The sequence below is a fragment of the Natronorubrum halophilum genome, from assembly GCF_003670115.1.
In the GTDB taxonomy this organism is placed as follows: domain Archaea; phylum Halobacteriota; class Halobacteria; order Halobacteriales; family Natrialbaceae; genus Natronorubrum; species Natronorubrum halophilum.
The window spans coordinates 16496-31445 of record NZ_QQTY01000006.1; the positions used below are offsets into that span (position 1 = coordinate 16496).

Here is a 14950-nt window from a genome sequence, read left to right on the forward strand (position 1 = left end):
TGAGTGGTATGCGACCAAATGGACGCGCAGTAGGAGGCGGATCAGTGGTGTCTGAAAGCACGATCTCGGTGCTCCCCGAGCAATTACGTGAGCGTGACCAGTGGGTCTGCTGGCGAGAAGAGTCTCGAGATGGGAAACCAACGAAGATCCCGGTGACACCGGGAAGTGGTGAATTTGCGTCTTCGACGGATCCGGATACATGGGCGTCGATCGAGACGGCGCTCGAGTACGCCGATTCGGGAGATGCGGATGGCGTCGGGTTCGTGTTTACTGACGATGATCCCATCGTTGGTGTAGATCTCGATGACTGCCGAAATCCAGAGACTAGGGACGCCGAAGATGCAGCACAGGACATTATTGAGCGCCTCGATTCCTATACGGAGATTTCGCCCTCGGGAACTGGGTTTCATGTGCTCATCGAGGGTGAACTCCCGGACGGACGGAATCGACGTGGAAGTATCGAACTGTATGATACTGCCCGGTTTTTCACCGTGACTGGTGACAGCCTCGAGGAGATGCCCGGTCACGTTGCTCGTCGACAGGATGCACTCGAGGCGATTCATCGTGAATATGTCCAAGATAGTGAGAGCGATGGAACGTCCGAGTCAGGGTACCGTGGCGTGACTGACGATCAGGCTTCGACGGACACAGCAGGTGATGTTGACCTCGAGGACAAAGAATTGCTCGAGAAAGCCCAGAATGCGTCGAACGGTGAGAAGTTTGAGCGGCTCTGGAACGGGAACATGGCTGGGTACGAGAGCCAGTCGGAAGCCGATATGGCGCTGTGCTGTCTGCTGGCGTTCTGGACTGGCGGCGACCACACTCGAGTAGACCGACTCTTCCGCCAATCAGGGCTTCTCCGCGACAAATGGGACGAAGTCCACTACGCCGATGGGTCGACGTACGGCGAGAAAACCATCGAACGAGCGATTGCGAACACCTCCGAGTTTTACGATCCGGACGCTCGAGAGGACTCGAGTGAAGCGAGTTCCAGACAGAGCGAGTCGTCGACCGCTGGCAGTCATGACGAACCAACGCAAAATTATGCGTATTTGGTCGAGAAAAACCGACTGTTGACTGACCTCGTCGACGATCTCGAGGCAACACTCGAGGAGAAAGACGAACGTATCGCCGAACTCGAGGCGACTAACGAAGCGCTTCGGGAGGCTCTCAGTGACTGTCAAGAGACACTCGAGTGTCGTGATCAGTCTTCGAGCCCCGAGATGGATGAGCCAAGTGCCGATGACGGCAACTCGATCTGGGGCCGTGCACGGCGGTTCGTCGGAGACGACAATTGAGGCTTGTTCTAACGCTCTCCATTGAGTTTATCGACTCCTCATCCCTCGAGGAGTTCAATGATGACAATAACCAACTAGGTCCGACAATGTATTGCGTGACCTATATCAGCAATCGGCTGCTCGAGATGTGGATCATTTGTAACTGATTCCAGTACTCTCATTGTGATTAGTGGGCAGAAAAATACTGTATTCGAAGATGGAAACGAGAGGTACTACAGGTTTTCGCTGTTGATGGCAATCTGCCAGCGCGCATCCATTGCGCTAGCAACCGTGAAGATCAAGAAACAGGACTCTGCCACCAATAGCTTCTAAGTAATCCTATTTCCAGATATTCTCCACCGAACCTGCATCAAAAAATGAGATAACATGGTCCACCCATCCGCTGATCACTGACCAAGATTCTGACTTTGAAGGGCTTCGTCCGACTGACGAAGCGTCGCATATCCCAGATAAGATACTCAGCGAAATTTGTTCAGTAGGTGTGTATCGGTCAAATTCGAGTTTGAGCATACACAAAGATTTTAGTCATCCCCATTTAAGAGAAACCATGACCAACCCATCGCTCCGTGACAGAATTCTGGTCGGTGGAGGTATAATGACCGTTTCAGTCGGGACGTACCTCCCGTGGTTGAAAACTAACCCGAATCTTCCCCCAGACGCTGAGATACCGACAGTCCTCCTCCCCGGAATGAACACAGGATTTGAGGCATTCGACTTTGCCTTACTCGGCTTAGTCGGGCTTGTCCTCCTCAGTAGAGTCAGTTCACGGAAACGGTTACAGTCCATAGTCACGCTTCTAACGGGTGTAGGAACTGTGTTGTTTTGTGTGTTTTATCTATCTGGCTCGTCGCTTACCGGATTTAACACCACATTCGTTCCGGGACTTGGCTGGTATCTTACAGTCTTCGGCGGAGTATTGTTATTTGTCGCCGGAGGACGCCAATTACCGTCGGTAATTCAAAGTTCTACAATCATATCCTCACTAAATGATTAACCTTTGGATTGTTCAGTAGAGGCTCTGTGCTTATCGGATGTCCTTCACTCAGAGTTCCGTCAAGATGCATACTATTTTATAAGACGTTTCTCGTGCTATCGAATAGTATCAATATATCAACCTACTGAACCACCATTCGACCAGACAGGTACTTCACGTTCACCATCAATGGCGAGACTTACAACGGGAGTATCTACTTTCTCACCCAAGTACGCAGGGAAGTTCGATTTCGTAGAAGTACTACGAAGTGCGTTCTTCTGGGACTAGACCTACGACGACACCCGTTAGGCTGTTCGCTTCGAGAGACACAAGCGACTCTTGATTCACTCGGTATTAACCGCCCTCACCAAGCAATCTGGCACTGGGTACATTAGCTGGTTGACAGCGTTCCAGACCCGCCGACGGCGCTTGTTGATACAGAATCTTAAGCTGTTCTCGACGTTTACTGTACGACCGAGAAAACGCATCATACACAACCCAGCTGGCAGGTCGCTTGCCGCAACACAGACAACCTGCACAGCCTCGTAGCCGACAAAGGCTATGATTGGGTGCGATTATGCGAGAAATTACGGAAAGAGGATATAAAACCGCTAATTAAGCTCACACCTTCCGGCCTATTGACCACGCGCATAACGTGCGGGTCGATGGCCCTATCTACCGTCAAAGGTCGATATGTGAGACAGTCTTCTCGTCGGTTAAACGCACTCTCGGCGATGCCGTGCATGCGCGAAGCTGGTACCGAAATTTCGTGAACTCGTCTTGAAACGTGTCGTTCACAATATCAAGCGTGCCGCAACATAGACAAATCAACCGCCGTATGGTGATTCACCAAAGCCAACTATTTAGGGCAAATCCGATAATGTGAAAATATTTTCAATAGAAAGTTATAATACCTAGCAGTATAAATTAGATATGAAGACATTATGGTTGACAATGATGAACTAGAAAAGATGGGGCGTCGCCGTTACATGAACACTCTGGCAGGGCTTGGAGTTTCTGGGGCTGCAATTCCAGCGCTCAGTCAAGGAGTTTTGGCTAACGTCACCAAAAACCCAAAAGAAGATGTGCCATATATTTCACACTACGAAGCAAAGAGTATAGATGATAGTTCCAAAATACCAAGTGGAAAAAAAGCAGTTTTTAACACGATCTCTCGCCAAGAATGGACACAAGTGGAGGCAGCATGTAAAGTGGCTGAGAAACTTCAAACGAAGCTTAATAAAAATCATCAAGGAGGAATGATACGGCCAGCAATCACAACGATCGACAACCAGAAAGAGGTTGAACTCGTTCATACAACGATTGTCCGAACGAATCCTGACGGAGAAGAAATAAATATTAAGCCAAATATTAGTTTAAAGGAACTCGAGTCTCAATTTTCTGGAAAATCATCTGCGACTGTTGGCAAGAACCTAGATATTTCCACAGAGACCATTACAATGCCGGTACATGTGACAGAAGAGGTAAGACATGAAACAGCATACTACGACGATCAGTACCGGCCGCTCGTTGGGGGGTGTCAATTTGAGGTTAAAGGTTACCCAGGATCAGCACCAGCCTGCTCATTAGCTACTCCTGCTTATAGTACCCGACATGACGAATATGTGATGATTACAGCAGGCCATTGCTTTGCTGAAACGGGCGGTAGTGATGATGCCATGCAACCAGCAGATAATTGGAATGATAAACATCAAATTGGTTATGGTGACGATATTGAATTTGAATCAAGCGATGGCGATGTCCAGTTAGATGGTGCAACTATTCGGTTGGACAATAAAGATGTGTCATATGAATTAGCAGGAGGGGGAAATAAAGTTATTGGTGGCATTACGACATGGGACCATGTACGTTATAACTTAGAAGGGGATAGTTCTGCTACCGTCAATCTCCAAGGTCGAACATCAGGTCGAACTAATGGATATGTGGATAAAATCTATCCATCAAATTATGCGTTTCGCAACACCGCCAACTGTGATACAGGTGACTCAGGTGGCACGCAGTATGAAGAGCCCTACGATGACGGTATAGTATCCATTGTTGGTGTACAATCGTGGGGCAATGACATATACAGCGGTGGATTCCGATACAGTGGTGGAAATTCGATAGAACATCTGCAAGATGAACTTGGATTTGAAGTGATCAAAGGCTCGTCATGAAATAACTAAATTTTGCGCATGAATAGTGAAGTTACAAGAACTTGGCCGTGGTGAAACATAGAACAATCTCACGGCATCGATCCGTGTGTTATGCGCATGATCGATGGGACAGAACTTATGATGGTTGATTAGCGATCTCACGTGTTCTTCCCTTAACTTATCGCGTAATCGCTGCCAATCATAGCCTTTGTCAGTAGCTCGGCAGTGCAACTTGACTGCGTTGCGGCGGGCAAGTTGCACAGTCGAGTCGGGTGTCGTGATATTTCTCGGTCGTATAGTGAACGTCAAGGACAGCTTGTGACTCTGTATCGATAAGCAGTTATTTTGAGCATCTGCACGGTAATTCGTCCGTTGGCAGTAGTGTTTGCTGGTGTTTTCGCGGTCGAAAAACGTCATGTCTATCGCTGCATGGCCAGACGGCTCGTGCTGCTGCGCCTATCGACGCAGCAGCACTCACCAGACCGCGATCTTGATCCTGTCAAACGCCTTCACTAGCGTCAGGTGGTCAGTGAAATCGGCCTTCTCAAGACCGATCTCCGCCAGTATTTGTGGCATCTTGCTCAGGTGATCAAGCGCTTCGCAGTGGGATTTCTCCAAGTAAATCCGCAAGCAATGCAGCGAAACGACGGCGTAGTCGGCGAATCCGCTGCCACCCTGCGGGGCGGCGGATTCGCCTTGGCCACCAACACAATTTTAGCCAATGTCACCACTTTCCCAGTGAAGCAGGAGATCTTTAACACAGAAAAATAGGAGCCTCCCGCTTCAACTTCCTAGTTCTAACGGTCAAAGTCTACGTACTCATGCAATTTACCAGAGACAAAAGCTTAAATAGCTTGTCGTATTATATTCTTATGATGCTTTATTTAATCTCAATGGGGCTAAAGAGTTATAAGACATATGCTCAAGCGCTTATATTCATATTACTAATCATTATTTCGGGTTGTAGTTCCTGAGGTAGACCAATCATGAGTGATTCAAACACTACATCGACAGATACCGAATTGGATAACTGGATAGTCGTTGTCCCTATTGAAGAAAGAAGTATAACAAAGGACATATCTATCGTTGATGCCGCTTCTGATCCTTTTAATGAGTTGACCGGACTTCAACAGGCACTCGCTGAAGCAAATGAGACAGCGAACAAGTCTTCTATAAAAATTGATGAGCGGGAGAGTAGACGCTTCGTGGACGCAACAGAGGGGGTTGATAGGGTACCCAATGATCCAGGTATCATAATCCGCTACCATGGAGAACTCTACCGTGTATATATAATGGGACTAACTTGACTATTCTCTATCGGAGGCACTGTTAGATTGAGATTGAATTGAACGGAGTTCTTCGAAGAACTCTAGGTGAACATCACGCGTTCTTCTGATATGGAGTTTTTGAACAGTGATCGAATGCGCACGCCAACCTGATCAGCCAGGCAAGCGTGCGCTGTCCACTCGACACCGATTGAGTGTGCCATATTTGTAACGATTATCCTCGAGAAGACAGCGTTGAAAAACTAAGCATAGAGTCTGGATATCACTGCCAAGAGATTCACCTACGTAACCAAACGGCGCTGTTTATCGCCCCAGTAGCGGTGAAGGGGCTGATCAGTTGTCCTCTTTGGAGTTACCGATGGCAACGAGAAATATCTACACGACTGCGTTTGACAAAGGCGTTCAGACGACTACAATTAACTGTCCAGACTGTGGACGTGTCCTTGAGGACACCCAACTAGACCGAGGACCAGACTGGGGTCGACATAACGAGCAGAGATCCAAGAAACGGACCGGCGCCCCGCTGACACCGACACGCCACGATCGAGGCCTCTCCCGACGTACTGGACGCGAGACTTCGGTGAGCACCGCGTTGGAGGAGAATAGCACGAGCTCGGTGAGTAATCGATTGGGACCGAGTGAGGCTCACATCGTACACACGAAAACGACTAAGTGCGTTGGCTCACATTGTACACATCATGAGCACCGATAAGAAGCGCGTGCAGTTTCGGGCCCCCAATCGGCTCATCGACCGGGCTGACGCACTGGCTGCAGTCCTCGGGGAAGACCGGACAGACGTCCTCGTAACCGCGCTTCGGGAATACCTCCAAGACGCCGCTCACGACGACGCACTCGTCCAGGAGATTGCCGCCGCCTATTACGACGATGAAATTACCTTCGAGCAACTCAAAGCGCTCGTCGGCGCCGAAGAGGCGGCAAACCTCCGAGTGTTGAAACAGCAGCTGGACGAGGACTTCATCGATGAGGTCGCCGACGCATAATGTCGTGGCTTGTCGCAGACGCCTCCGCCCTCGTGAGTCTCGGGATCGTTACTGACGACGATCCCGATCCACTCGCACGCTGTCTATCCCGGTACGAGGTCGTCGTCCCAATGGCGGTTATCGAGGAACTCCGAGAGATTGCCTCGTACGATGACGTCCATGGGCACGCCGCGTCCGCCGTGCTCGACCGAACGGATTCATTCACGACACAGCCAGTCGACCTCGATGCCGAGTTTCCACTCGATGACGGTGAAAACGCGGCTGTCACCCTCGCGAACGATCTCGATGCTGCGCTCTTCCTCTGTGACGAGTTCAACCAACTTGGCTTGATCCACGCCTCACTCGCTGATACCCGGCTCGTCACGACACCGACGCTGCTCTCGGTTCTCGTTCGAACTGAACAACTAGCAGCTGCCGATGCTCGACTGCTCCTCGATGAGATCAGTGACGCCCGTAGCTGGGGCGCGAACAGCTACGTGCAACGAGCTCGCTCGTTGCTTGAAGAGCCCTGATACCAAGACTGTCGCTTCCCGACGTGCTCCTTGCAGCCGATGAAGACAAGCGTATAGAGATCACACGGGATTGTTGGGACTGCGGGTGGCACAAAGTGCGGCAGTTTCGCGTCGAGTCGATCGACACGATCGCGGGCGACGAGGCCGCCGTCGAGTGAGCTGCGCCCATCGACGAGATTACCGACGACCTCGCGGTGATCGAGGATTTGGCAATGCTGGGAGAGATCCATGCCGAGATCCGCCGGCGGCGTCGACACGATCTACCGACACCGAGAAGAGATTTCGGAGTGAGACGACTGCGACCGTTGGGCGTGCATTCTGAGTCGGAGCCCTCGAGTGTTGTTCCAGTACGAACAGCGTCTCAGGATGTCGTGAATGGAAAGAGGGTCAGCTAGTAATATAAAGAATCGACTAGTTGGATCAGCGTACACCCATGTACGTATATAATAACAAACATCATCTTGCTTGAATGGCTGCGCCATGGACGACCTCACAGGATTCCAACGGGATCTCCTATACGTGATCGCGGGCGCTGATCAGCCATCCGGACAGGATGTCAAAGACGAGATCGAGCAGTACTATAGTTCAGAAATTAATCACGGTCGGCTGTATCCAAATCTCGATACGGTCGTCAACAAGGAGCTTGTCGAGAAAGGGCAACTCGACAGACGAACGAACTATTACGCGATTACAGACGAGGGAGAGCACGCAATCGAGGAGCGTCGTGAGTGGGTATCCCAGTACGTCGACTAAATTGAGATCAGAAGTGGTCTGGATCACTGCTTCGCCCCCCGAATCGGTAAGTACAGAGTATACACAGATCAGAACGAGTCTCGTTTATTAGGTTCTCGATGCATTTTTGCCGTAGTTTTTCTATCCCAATCTGAGTAAAGAACTGTCTTATCAGCTACTGAAAGGATATCAGAGCGTGCAGAAGGTTTTTACTCTAGACATGATTTGTCTATTACCGATGACCGAGTCTTTCCCATCTGACCCAGGGACGAATACCTACGACATCTCCACGGTGGATCTCACCGATGACCGGTACGAGGTCAAGCAGTCCGCAATTAGGAACAAGTACACCGTCCGTGATAGCGCCGGCAATGTCGTCCTGCAAGGGAAGCAAAAAATGTTCAAACTGAAAGAGGAGTTTCCGTTCGTGACCGGCGATGGCGAGGACGCGTTCACCGTAAAGGCCGGCGGCATCATGGACGTCGCGGGAAACTATACCATCACGGATGCAGGCACCGACCAGGAGATCGTTGTTCTCGACGAGGATTACTCGCTGTTCGTGGAGAATTGGGCGATTCGAGACCCCGATACGGGGGCGACACTGGCGACTATTCAATCGAAGAGCAAGCTTCTCTCGGCGCTTCGACACCTTGTCTCTGCTGCGAATCTCTTTCCCAACAAGTACGAAATATTTGATGCTGATGGCGACCATGTTGGCGATATCGAGGGGAAGTTCTCTCTGCGGGACGCCTATACGGTCAGCATCGACGACGCCAGCGGTGTTCCGAAAGAGGCGGTGATCGCCTCTGCATGCATCCTCGATGCCCTTGAGAACGAGTGAAAATTCCTGCGTAGTGATACTGCCACGGTCCAGCCGTGACGCCTTCTAAGATATGATTCCTGTTCAACATCTTTGCTGTACGTAACGCTGAAGCCGTGGAAGTTCCATGACCGATACGCGTTGCACCGTTGTACGCCGCTACGAACATCATCTGAAGCTGGCAGGAAACCCGGTAGTCAGTTAGCAGCTGTAGTGTGTGGATGGGTTGCCGAAATAACTGTGATGGAGTAGATCTCAATGAGTGGCTTGCAATCACCGCTTTCAACAACAGGGAGAAAGCCCCTGTACGCTCGAGTCCTTCGCCTGGCAAGGCGTACGCGTCTCGCTGCCCTTCGCTCGTTTCACTCCTGAAGATCTCGCTGCGTTCCTCACGAAGTTGCGGTACTTGCTCCGTGAGATGTACGCATCCCACTGACCCCTCGCTCACAGGTTCGCGAGGACGTCGTCGGGGTTTCCCGAGCAACGGAAGGCGTGTGCGCCTTCCGAGCATCGCGAACGCGAAGCATTCGCTCAGCGCGTCAGCCCCTTTTGATTCCACCCACGTGGTTCGCTCGGGAGTTAGTTGAGACGGTTGATTGCTCTACGTTTACGGCCCGCCCCGCTCGTCGCGTGCCGCCCTCCGCTTCGCTCACGACCGACCATTCCGGATTGCGGTTCGCTCACCGTTCCGGGCTAAAGTGAATCTGGTCTCGACGCCAGCGGGTATCCCCGTTTCAGCGCTTGATTCTGCGCTGTCGCACGCCACACCGCGTCGCGCGTTCTCGACGACAGTTCTGCTGGACACGGACCCGCAGTCCGGGCCGGACACAAGTAAAGGCATCGCGCTGCGGTTCCGAGAAAGGTGACTTGCATGTTCGGGTCGACACCCCCGCACCGATAAACGTGGCTCTCCATCTGCGGAAGTGAGAGCATCAAATAGCACTCCTGACCGGAGAGGCGCTGCTGTACCTCCTGATCTCGTTGTGTGTTTCTAGCAGTTTCGTGTCGATTCCGTCGAATATTTCCGGCGGATACTGTAATTCAACTCATGCATCGCGTCGCCCGCTATGTCGTCTCGATCGTAGTCGGACTGAGCGTGACCGCATTCACAGTGTGGCTCTCAGGAACTGAATATTTGCTATTTTTGGCGGTATTTCCGCTTTACACGACGACGACCGCGTTCGTACTGAACCACACGTCTGAGTGGTCCCGAAACCTTCAAATGAAAAAGACGGATTTTTCCTCCCGAATCCGTGGAGCCACTGTCGGAGGTGTCGGCGCGTTCACGATTTCGTTACTGTTGGATGTTTCTATCGCTGTCGGTATAACAGGGATCGGCCTAATGCTATTTTCTCTATCAGTTGGCATCGCGGAATATGCAGTCAAGCGTGAGCGCTAGACCTCGAAAACGTTCCGATGTCACGAGACGCACTCGACCGAAGCCACAACTGAGTCAGTCGACCGTGTTGTCCAGTTTTCGCACACTCGGATGAATGCCGTAATTCCCCGTATAGTAGTCTATGACACCTGCTAGTATACTCAGTTATTTCAAAAGAAAAACGAAGTCGTGGATGAAAAGCACCGTAGCTCCGAGACCAACTGTGACCAGTACAGTGATCACAGAGGATGGCAGCGAGATAAAGGCGTCGAACTGTGTAAGGACCATGATCCCAAGCCAACCAAAGAGTTGGTACTCCGAAGGTATATCACCATTATATATCGTGCTGTAATAATCAAAAGTGGTGCGACGATACTAAGTCTAATCACCTATCTCACCGGCATCAAGATACTCTTTCACTCCATTACAGTCCTGATGCCAGAGGTCGCCACACGAGTTGGACGACCGTCGGCGCGTGGTAGGTCGGCCCGTCGGTGAGTGCGGTCTTGTTTCTACTTAGAAATAATCTGAAATATTTGTATATATTAGTAAATATAGACATTATACAAGTTAATTACGATTGCAGTCGGGTCAGTGAATGTGATTCGACAGAAACTCCTGACAGCAGTCATGGTCGTAGCGCTCGTTGCAACTGGAATGACGGCCTCGGCAGGGGCGGTCACGGCACCGTCAGTCGAGACGACGACCTCGATCAGCGAGTCGACGACAGTGACGGTGACGAACGTCGTCGACGGCGACACAATCGACATCGAATACCAGAATGGCTCGACCGATACCGTTCGCCTACTGGGTGTCGATACACCAGAAACGTACGGATCGGTCTCGCCCGGTGAATTCGAGGGCGTGCCGGACACGCAGGCGGGCCGTGAGTGCCTGCAACCCGCGGGTGAGAACGCGAGTGCGTACGCGACTGACCAACTCGCTGGCCAAACGGTCACACTGCAGTTCGACAGCCAGGCGGACCGACGCGGTGACTACGGCCGTCTGCTCGCGTACGTACAGGTCGACGGTTCGAACTTCAACTACGATCTCGTGGAGCGGGGCCACGCCCGGGTCTACGACAGTACGTTCTCCCAGAGCGATTCGTTCTACAGCGCCGAATCGACGGCTCAGTCCGCCGAGCGAAACGCCTGGTCGTGTCGGACGCCGAACGATGACGACGGGTCGTCGGGTGGGGACGCAAGTGCGCTCACTATCGATTGGGTCAACGCAGAAGCGAGTTCCCTCAACGACGAACGTGTGAAGATCACCAACACCGGCAGTAGTTCGATCGACCTCGACGGGTTCACACTCTCCGATGAAGCGGGTTATAGCCACACGTTTGCGGGGTTTACGCTCGGCGCCAGTGACTCGGTGTACGTCCACACTGGTAGTGGAACCAACGACGCCGACGACCGCTACATGGGCTACGGGACCGAGATCTGGAACGACGACGGTGACACGGCGACGGTGCAGACGGCAGTCGGGACGACTGTCGCCCAACTCGCGTACTAAAGCGAGCGTGGCAGCTCATTTTTCAGACGTCTCGGCGGCGGGTCAGGTGGTGGCGACCGCACTCGATAACGAGCGGTGAAAGCCTTCGGCCGCTCGACGTCCCGCAACCCACGCTGCACTCCTCGTACCTGCGGTGCTTGCGGGGTCGAGGGACGGCCTCGCCCTTTCTGAGTCCGCCAGGACGGTGGCTGCTTTGCCAAGCGCTGTAGCCGGATAACTAGTAGTACATAACGGCGCGCCCCGCTCGCCGCTGCCGCCCTCCGCGTCGCTCACGGCTTCGCCGTTCGCTTCGCTCGCGACCGACCATTCCGGGCGGGCTTCCGCTCCAGTGGGTGCGGTTCCTGCCGGGCATCTGGTTTCGGCGCCAGCACCAAGCGCGCTTTCGGTTGCGTCTCCCTCGCTCCAGTGGTCGCTCGCTCGACGGACGCGAAACCGGCTTGTGTGCTGGCCGCTCGCTCCGGGCGGATCGATGCGCGGTGCTGGTTGGGTCTTCTCTATAGGCGCTCTCGCTCGCGCCCCACAGGGACGCGAGCGAAGGCGCGAGCGAGAGCGCGCGATGGTTGAGTTGGTCGTTGTGGACAGCCACGGCTGGAGAGTCGTGGTGTCGGAAGAAGACGCCGAGTGAGCGCCTTCGGAGCTGTGCTAACTCCAATGTCTAGTAAGAATTCAGTCAGTAAGGTCGTTTCGGTGGATGAACAGGCATACGAACAGGAGCAGGCTCGAGACGAGCACGAGGACGTCGTCGACGAGACGCCAACGTTCCAGGCAACGGTTGAAATGGAAATCCAGGCGAAGGTGGATGCGAACCACCCTGACGGAATCGTCGATACGAACGATAATCGGATCTACGGCGCGACCTTGGCCCAAGAAGAGCGGATTCGGGCTCGAGAGGAAGAACTCGAACGCATCAGTGCCCAGGCCGAGTTCGGTCAGCAGCAGGGACGAGCGAAACGAGCGCGAGAGATCGCTGCAAAACAGAGCGCAGAGCGGCGTGACCGCTTCCAGAAGCGGGCAGCAAGTGTGGACCCGATGGCAGACCCGGAGCGGCCGGATCCTCGAACAGAACTCACACAGGAGGAGCTAGCGGCCGTGAACGAGCAGTCGATGCGGTTGACCGAGCAGCTCAATGGCTACTCTCAGCGCTGGATGGGCGAAATCTCGTACTCAACAACGAAGCGCTTGCTCGGCGATGCCATGCGAGCGCTGGGCTGGTATCGCCAGTTCCGTGAAATTGTTCTCATGTTCGCCATCATCAACATAGAAAAGCTCTGTGAGCCACTCTGACTACCATTCAGCAGCTATTCAACAAAGCAGAAAATGCAGAGCTGGGAGAAACACCCCACATTATCGATTCAGTCTAAAACAAGTAGTGGATTGATGCTCCGTTGCTTCTCCTCCTCTTCTAAACCTTTTTTATCGAGAAGCGCTGCCATGAACTGGCCTCCGGAACTGGCTTAAAACCTGGGGAGAATCAGTAAGTACAGATCTTTCAGAGATGGAGGGTTGTCGAGGCAGCCGGTAAGCTATGAATCTGTCAACATCGAGTTTCAAGCAGTTTGGGGATGGAATACCTACAAAGATCATACTGACTACGTTCTTTCTTCCGTTAACCGGCTTTATTTTGATGTATGCAACCGGTTTCACCGGTTCGACGGAGAACACCCGCATGTTCTTGAGTACGTTGGCTGGCGCTCAAGCAGGTATACTTGCTATCGTATTCTCTGTAACGGTGATCGGCGTACAGTTAATCGCTACACGGTACTCGCCGAGGATGATCTCGCTCTTTACCGACTCCCCGATCTTCGTCTACACGTTCACACTATTCGTTCTATCCATAGCCGTCGACCTTGGACTACTCTACACCGTTCCCAGTGATATGTCACAGATCCATGCTGCCGGTGTAGGGGCGGTATCCGGTCTAGGACTTGCTACAGCAGTCACATTACTCATCTTCGTCAGGACCGCAATCAAGCAAAGCACACCTGATGGAGCTATCGATGCCTTCGTATCGGATATGACCTCTGAGAAGTACCTTGACCAGGTCAAAAGATCAGTCGAAAACGGTTCGGAGACCGCCCACCCGATGCACCCGTTATACAACCTGACCATGAATGCTCTCTCCGACGGAGAACACGTAACTGCCGGAAAAGCGGTGCAAGAGTACGGGGAACTCGTTGAAGACGTTCTAAAAGAGTTAGACGAGGAAGACGTGTTTTCAGATGATCGGAAGGTAGCTATCCAGTTGTTCAAACCGGTTTTCAAAGAACATCTCCACGGAATTGCCTTACATGCGGAAGAAAAAGAAGAGAACCGGATCGTCAGCGACGCCATAGAACTCCAGTACAAACTCGGGAAGAAAGGACTGGACCTCTCCACCGATACCGTGACTCGTGACGCGCAGTTCGGGCTTTCAGACGTCCTCCGGGATGCACCGGTCGACACAGGCAGCTACATATCGAACAGCAACGCCTGGAAACAGCTCGGCCAGTTGCTAGTCGATGCCTCAGAAAGACCGGAACCCGGAGCTGTTCGGAACATCGCATCCTCCATCGATCAAAACGTTTCACGTCAGATCTGGAAAGTCAGCAATGTACTCCGGTACCACCACTCCATGATGCGTCTCTACAGCCATATGGAGAACAGCCACAAAGCCCTTCTGGACCACTACGGCGAGGAACTCTCTAAGGTGGATATGGAGTGGCAGTACGAACACGTGCCAGACAATACGCCGGGCAGAGAAAGGATTATGGCGGTCTTCAAACTGAGACAAGCACTGTTCAGCACCACAGAAACATTCCTCCGATACAGTGAACAGGAAGATCAGAGCCCGATTAAGGTTGGAGACCTCAAAGACAGTTGGAAAAACATCTGCGTCCAGACATCCAAATCACCTGCTGAAGACTATGCCATTTCTCTCTGCCAAGCACTGATCGAGATCGCAGTCATCGACCACCACCACGATCCAACCGGTATCCCTTGGAGCGATACAATCGCCCGGGTCAAGCACAAAGGCGACCCTGAGATCGTCGACAAAGCCTTCAACCGTATATTCCAGTACAGCTACGTCGAAGAAGAACCAGGTCTACTGATCGCTGGAGAAACCGAGGAACGGTACCAAACCTACTACTGCAACCAGCTCAACATCGAAGACTACCAGCCACTAAACACTGTGCCAGGAATTGACAGAACACTCGACGATATTCAAAGGGCAACGGACGAACGGTACAACACATTGAGGAGCTAAGCGCCAATAAGGTCTTCCTCAAAAAATAGATGATC

General features: G+C 52.3%; 11 protein-coding genes and 3 pseudogenes. 13 read left to right on the forward strand and 1 reads right to left on the reverse strand.

The window, feature by feature from the left end; translation table 11 throughout:
* Positions 1–8 precede the first annotated feature (8 nt).
* From DWB23_RS21260 to DWB23_RS23245, 5 genes and pseudogenes are all read left to right on the forward strand, one after another.
* Positions 9–1298: a phage NrS-1 polymerase family protein gene (locus DWB23_RS21260; protein ID WP_455429445.1), complete on the forward strand. Its 1290-nt coding sequence runs from the start codon at positions 9–11 to the stop codon at positions 1296–1298.
* Between the two features lie 547 nt (positions 1299–1845).
* Complete coding sequence (locus DWB23_RS23240) at positions 1846–2292, forward strand: hypothetical protein (RefSeq protein WP_162989898.1); 447 nt, start codon at positions 1846–1848, stop codon at positions 2290–2292.
* A gap of 278 nt (positions 2293–2570) precedes the next feature.
* Positions 2571–2663, forward strand: a pseudogene (locus DWB23_RS21265) (IS6 family transposase); the annotation flags it as partial.
* Positions 2664–2693: 30 nt separating this feature from the next.
* A pseudogene (locus DWB23_RS21270) lies at positions 2694–3093 on the forward strand (transposase); the annotation flags it as partial.
* A gap of 122 nt (positions 3094–3215) precedes the next feature.
* A complete protein-coding gene (locus tag DWB23_RS23245; protein ID WP_162989899.1) occupies positions 3216–4448 on the forward strand; it encodes a chymotrypsin family serine protease in 1233 nt (410 codons plus the stop codon).
* A gap of 66 nt (positions 4449–4514) precedes the next feature.
* On the opposite strand, the pseudogene DWB23_RS21275 reads toward DWB23_RS23245, so the two are convergent.
* Positions 4515–5188, reverse strand: a pseudogene (locus DWB23_RS21275) (IS5 family transposase); the annotation flags it as partial.
* A 225-nt stretch (positions 5189–5413) separates the two neighbouring features.
* Between DWB23_RS21275 and DWB23_RS23250 the strand changes: the two are divergent.
* The 8 genes from DWB23_RS23250 to DWB23_RS21320 all read left to right on the forward strand — a co-directional run bounded on the left by DWB23_RS23250 (position 5414) and on the right by DWB23_RS21320 (position 14915).
* Complete coding sequence (locus tag DWB23_RS23250; protein WP_162989900.1) at positions 5414–5734, forward strand: hypothetical protein; 321 nt, start codon at positions 5414–5416, stop codon at positions 5732–5734.
* Between the two features lie 677 nt (positions 5735–6411).
* A complete protein-coding gene (locus DWB23_RS21285) occupies positions 6412–6714 on the forward strand; it encodes a hypothetical protein (RefSeq protein ID WP_121744802.1) in 303 nt (100 codons plus the stop codon).
* Positions 6714–7226 (forward strand): PIN domain-containing protein, encoded by a 513-nt coding sequence (locus DWB23_RS21290; protein ID WP_121744803.1) that lies wholly within the window; start codon positions 6714–6716, stop codon positions 7224–7226. The genes DWB23_RS21285 and DWB23_RS21290 overlap by 1 nt, the downstream gene beginning before the upstream one ends.
* A gap of 480 nt (positions 7227–7706) precedes the next feature.
* Positions 7707–7979: a PadR family transcriptional regulator gene (locus tag DWB23_RS21295; RefSeq protein WP_121744804.1), complete on the forward strand. Its 273-nt coding sequence runs from the start codon at positions 7707–7709 to the stop codon at positions 7977–7979.
* A 217-nt stretch (positions 7980–8196) separates the two neighbouring features.
* Positions 8197–8799, forward strand: a complete 603-nt coding sequence (locus DWB23_RS21300) for an LURP-one-related/scramblase family protein (RefSeq protein WP_121744921.1) — start codon at positions 8197–8199, stop codon at positions 8797–8799.
* Between the two features lie 1957 nt (positions 8800–10756).
* Positions 10757–11671, forward strand: coding sequence for a thermonuclease family protein (locus DWB23_RS21310; RefSeq protein WP_238717539.1), 915 nt, complete (start codon positions 10757–10759; stop codon positions 11669–11671).
* A gap of 651 nt (positions 11672–12322) precedes the next feature.
* On the forward strand, positions 12323–12955 hold the full coding sequence (locus DWB23_RS24070) for a hypothetical protein (protein WP_394341766.1): 633 nt from the start codon (positions 12323–12325) through the stop codon (positions 12953–12955).
* Positions 12956–13196: 241 nt separating this feature from the next.
* A complete protein-coding gene (locus tag DWB23_RS21320) occupies positions 13197–14915 on the forward strand; it encodes a DUF2254 family protein (RefSeq protein ID WP_238717540.1) in 1719 nt (572 codons plus the stop codon).
* The last annotated feature ends 35 nt before the right edge of the window (positions 14916–14950 follow it).

Bases quoted from the DNA above. Each gene is read 5' to 3' on its own strand.
- DWB23_RS21260 (WP_455429445.1), top strand. From the start codon at position 9: ATGCGACCAAATGGACGCGCAGTAGGAGGCGGATCAGTGGTGTCTGAA.
- DWB23_RS23240 (WP_162989898.1), top strand. From the start codon at position 1,846: ATGACCAACCCATCGCTCCGTGACAGAATTCTGGTCGGTGGAGGTATA.
- DWB23_RS23245 (WP_162989899.1), top strand. From the start codon at position 3,216: ATGGTTGACAATGATGAACTAGAAAAGATGGGGCGTCGCCGTTACATG.
- DWB23_RS23250 (WP_162989900.1), top strand. From the start codon at position 5,414: ATGAGTGATTCAAACACTACATCGACAGATACCGAATTGGATAACTGG.
- DWB23_RS21285 (WP_121744802.1), top strand. From the start codon at position 6,412: ATGAGCACCGATAAGAAGCGCGTGCAGTTTCGGGCCCCCAATCGGCTC.
- DWB23_RS21290 (WP_121744803.1), top strand. From the start codon at position 6,714: ATGTCGTGGCTTGTCGCAGACGCCTCCGCCCTCGTGAGTCTCGGGATC.
- DWB23_RS21295 (WP_121744804.1), top strand. From the start codon at position 7,707: ATGGACGACCTCACAGGATTCCAACGGGATCTCCTATACGTGATCGCG.
- DWB23_RS21300 (WP_121744921.1), top strand. From the start codon at position 8,197: ATGACCGAGTCTTTCCCATCTGACCCAGGGACGAATACCTACGACATC.
- DWB23_RS24070 (WP_394341766.1), top strand. From the start codon at position 12,323: ATGTCTAGTAAGAATTCAGTCAGTAAGGTCGTTTCGGTGGATGAACAG.
- DWB23_RS21320 (WP_238717540.1), top strand. From the start codon at position 13,197: ATGAATCTGTCAACATCGAGTTTCAAGCAGTTTGGGGATGGAATACCT.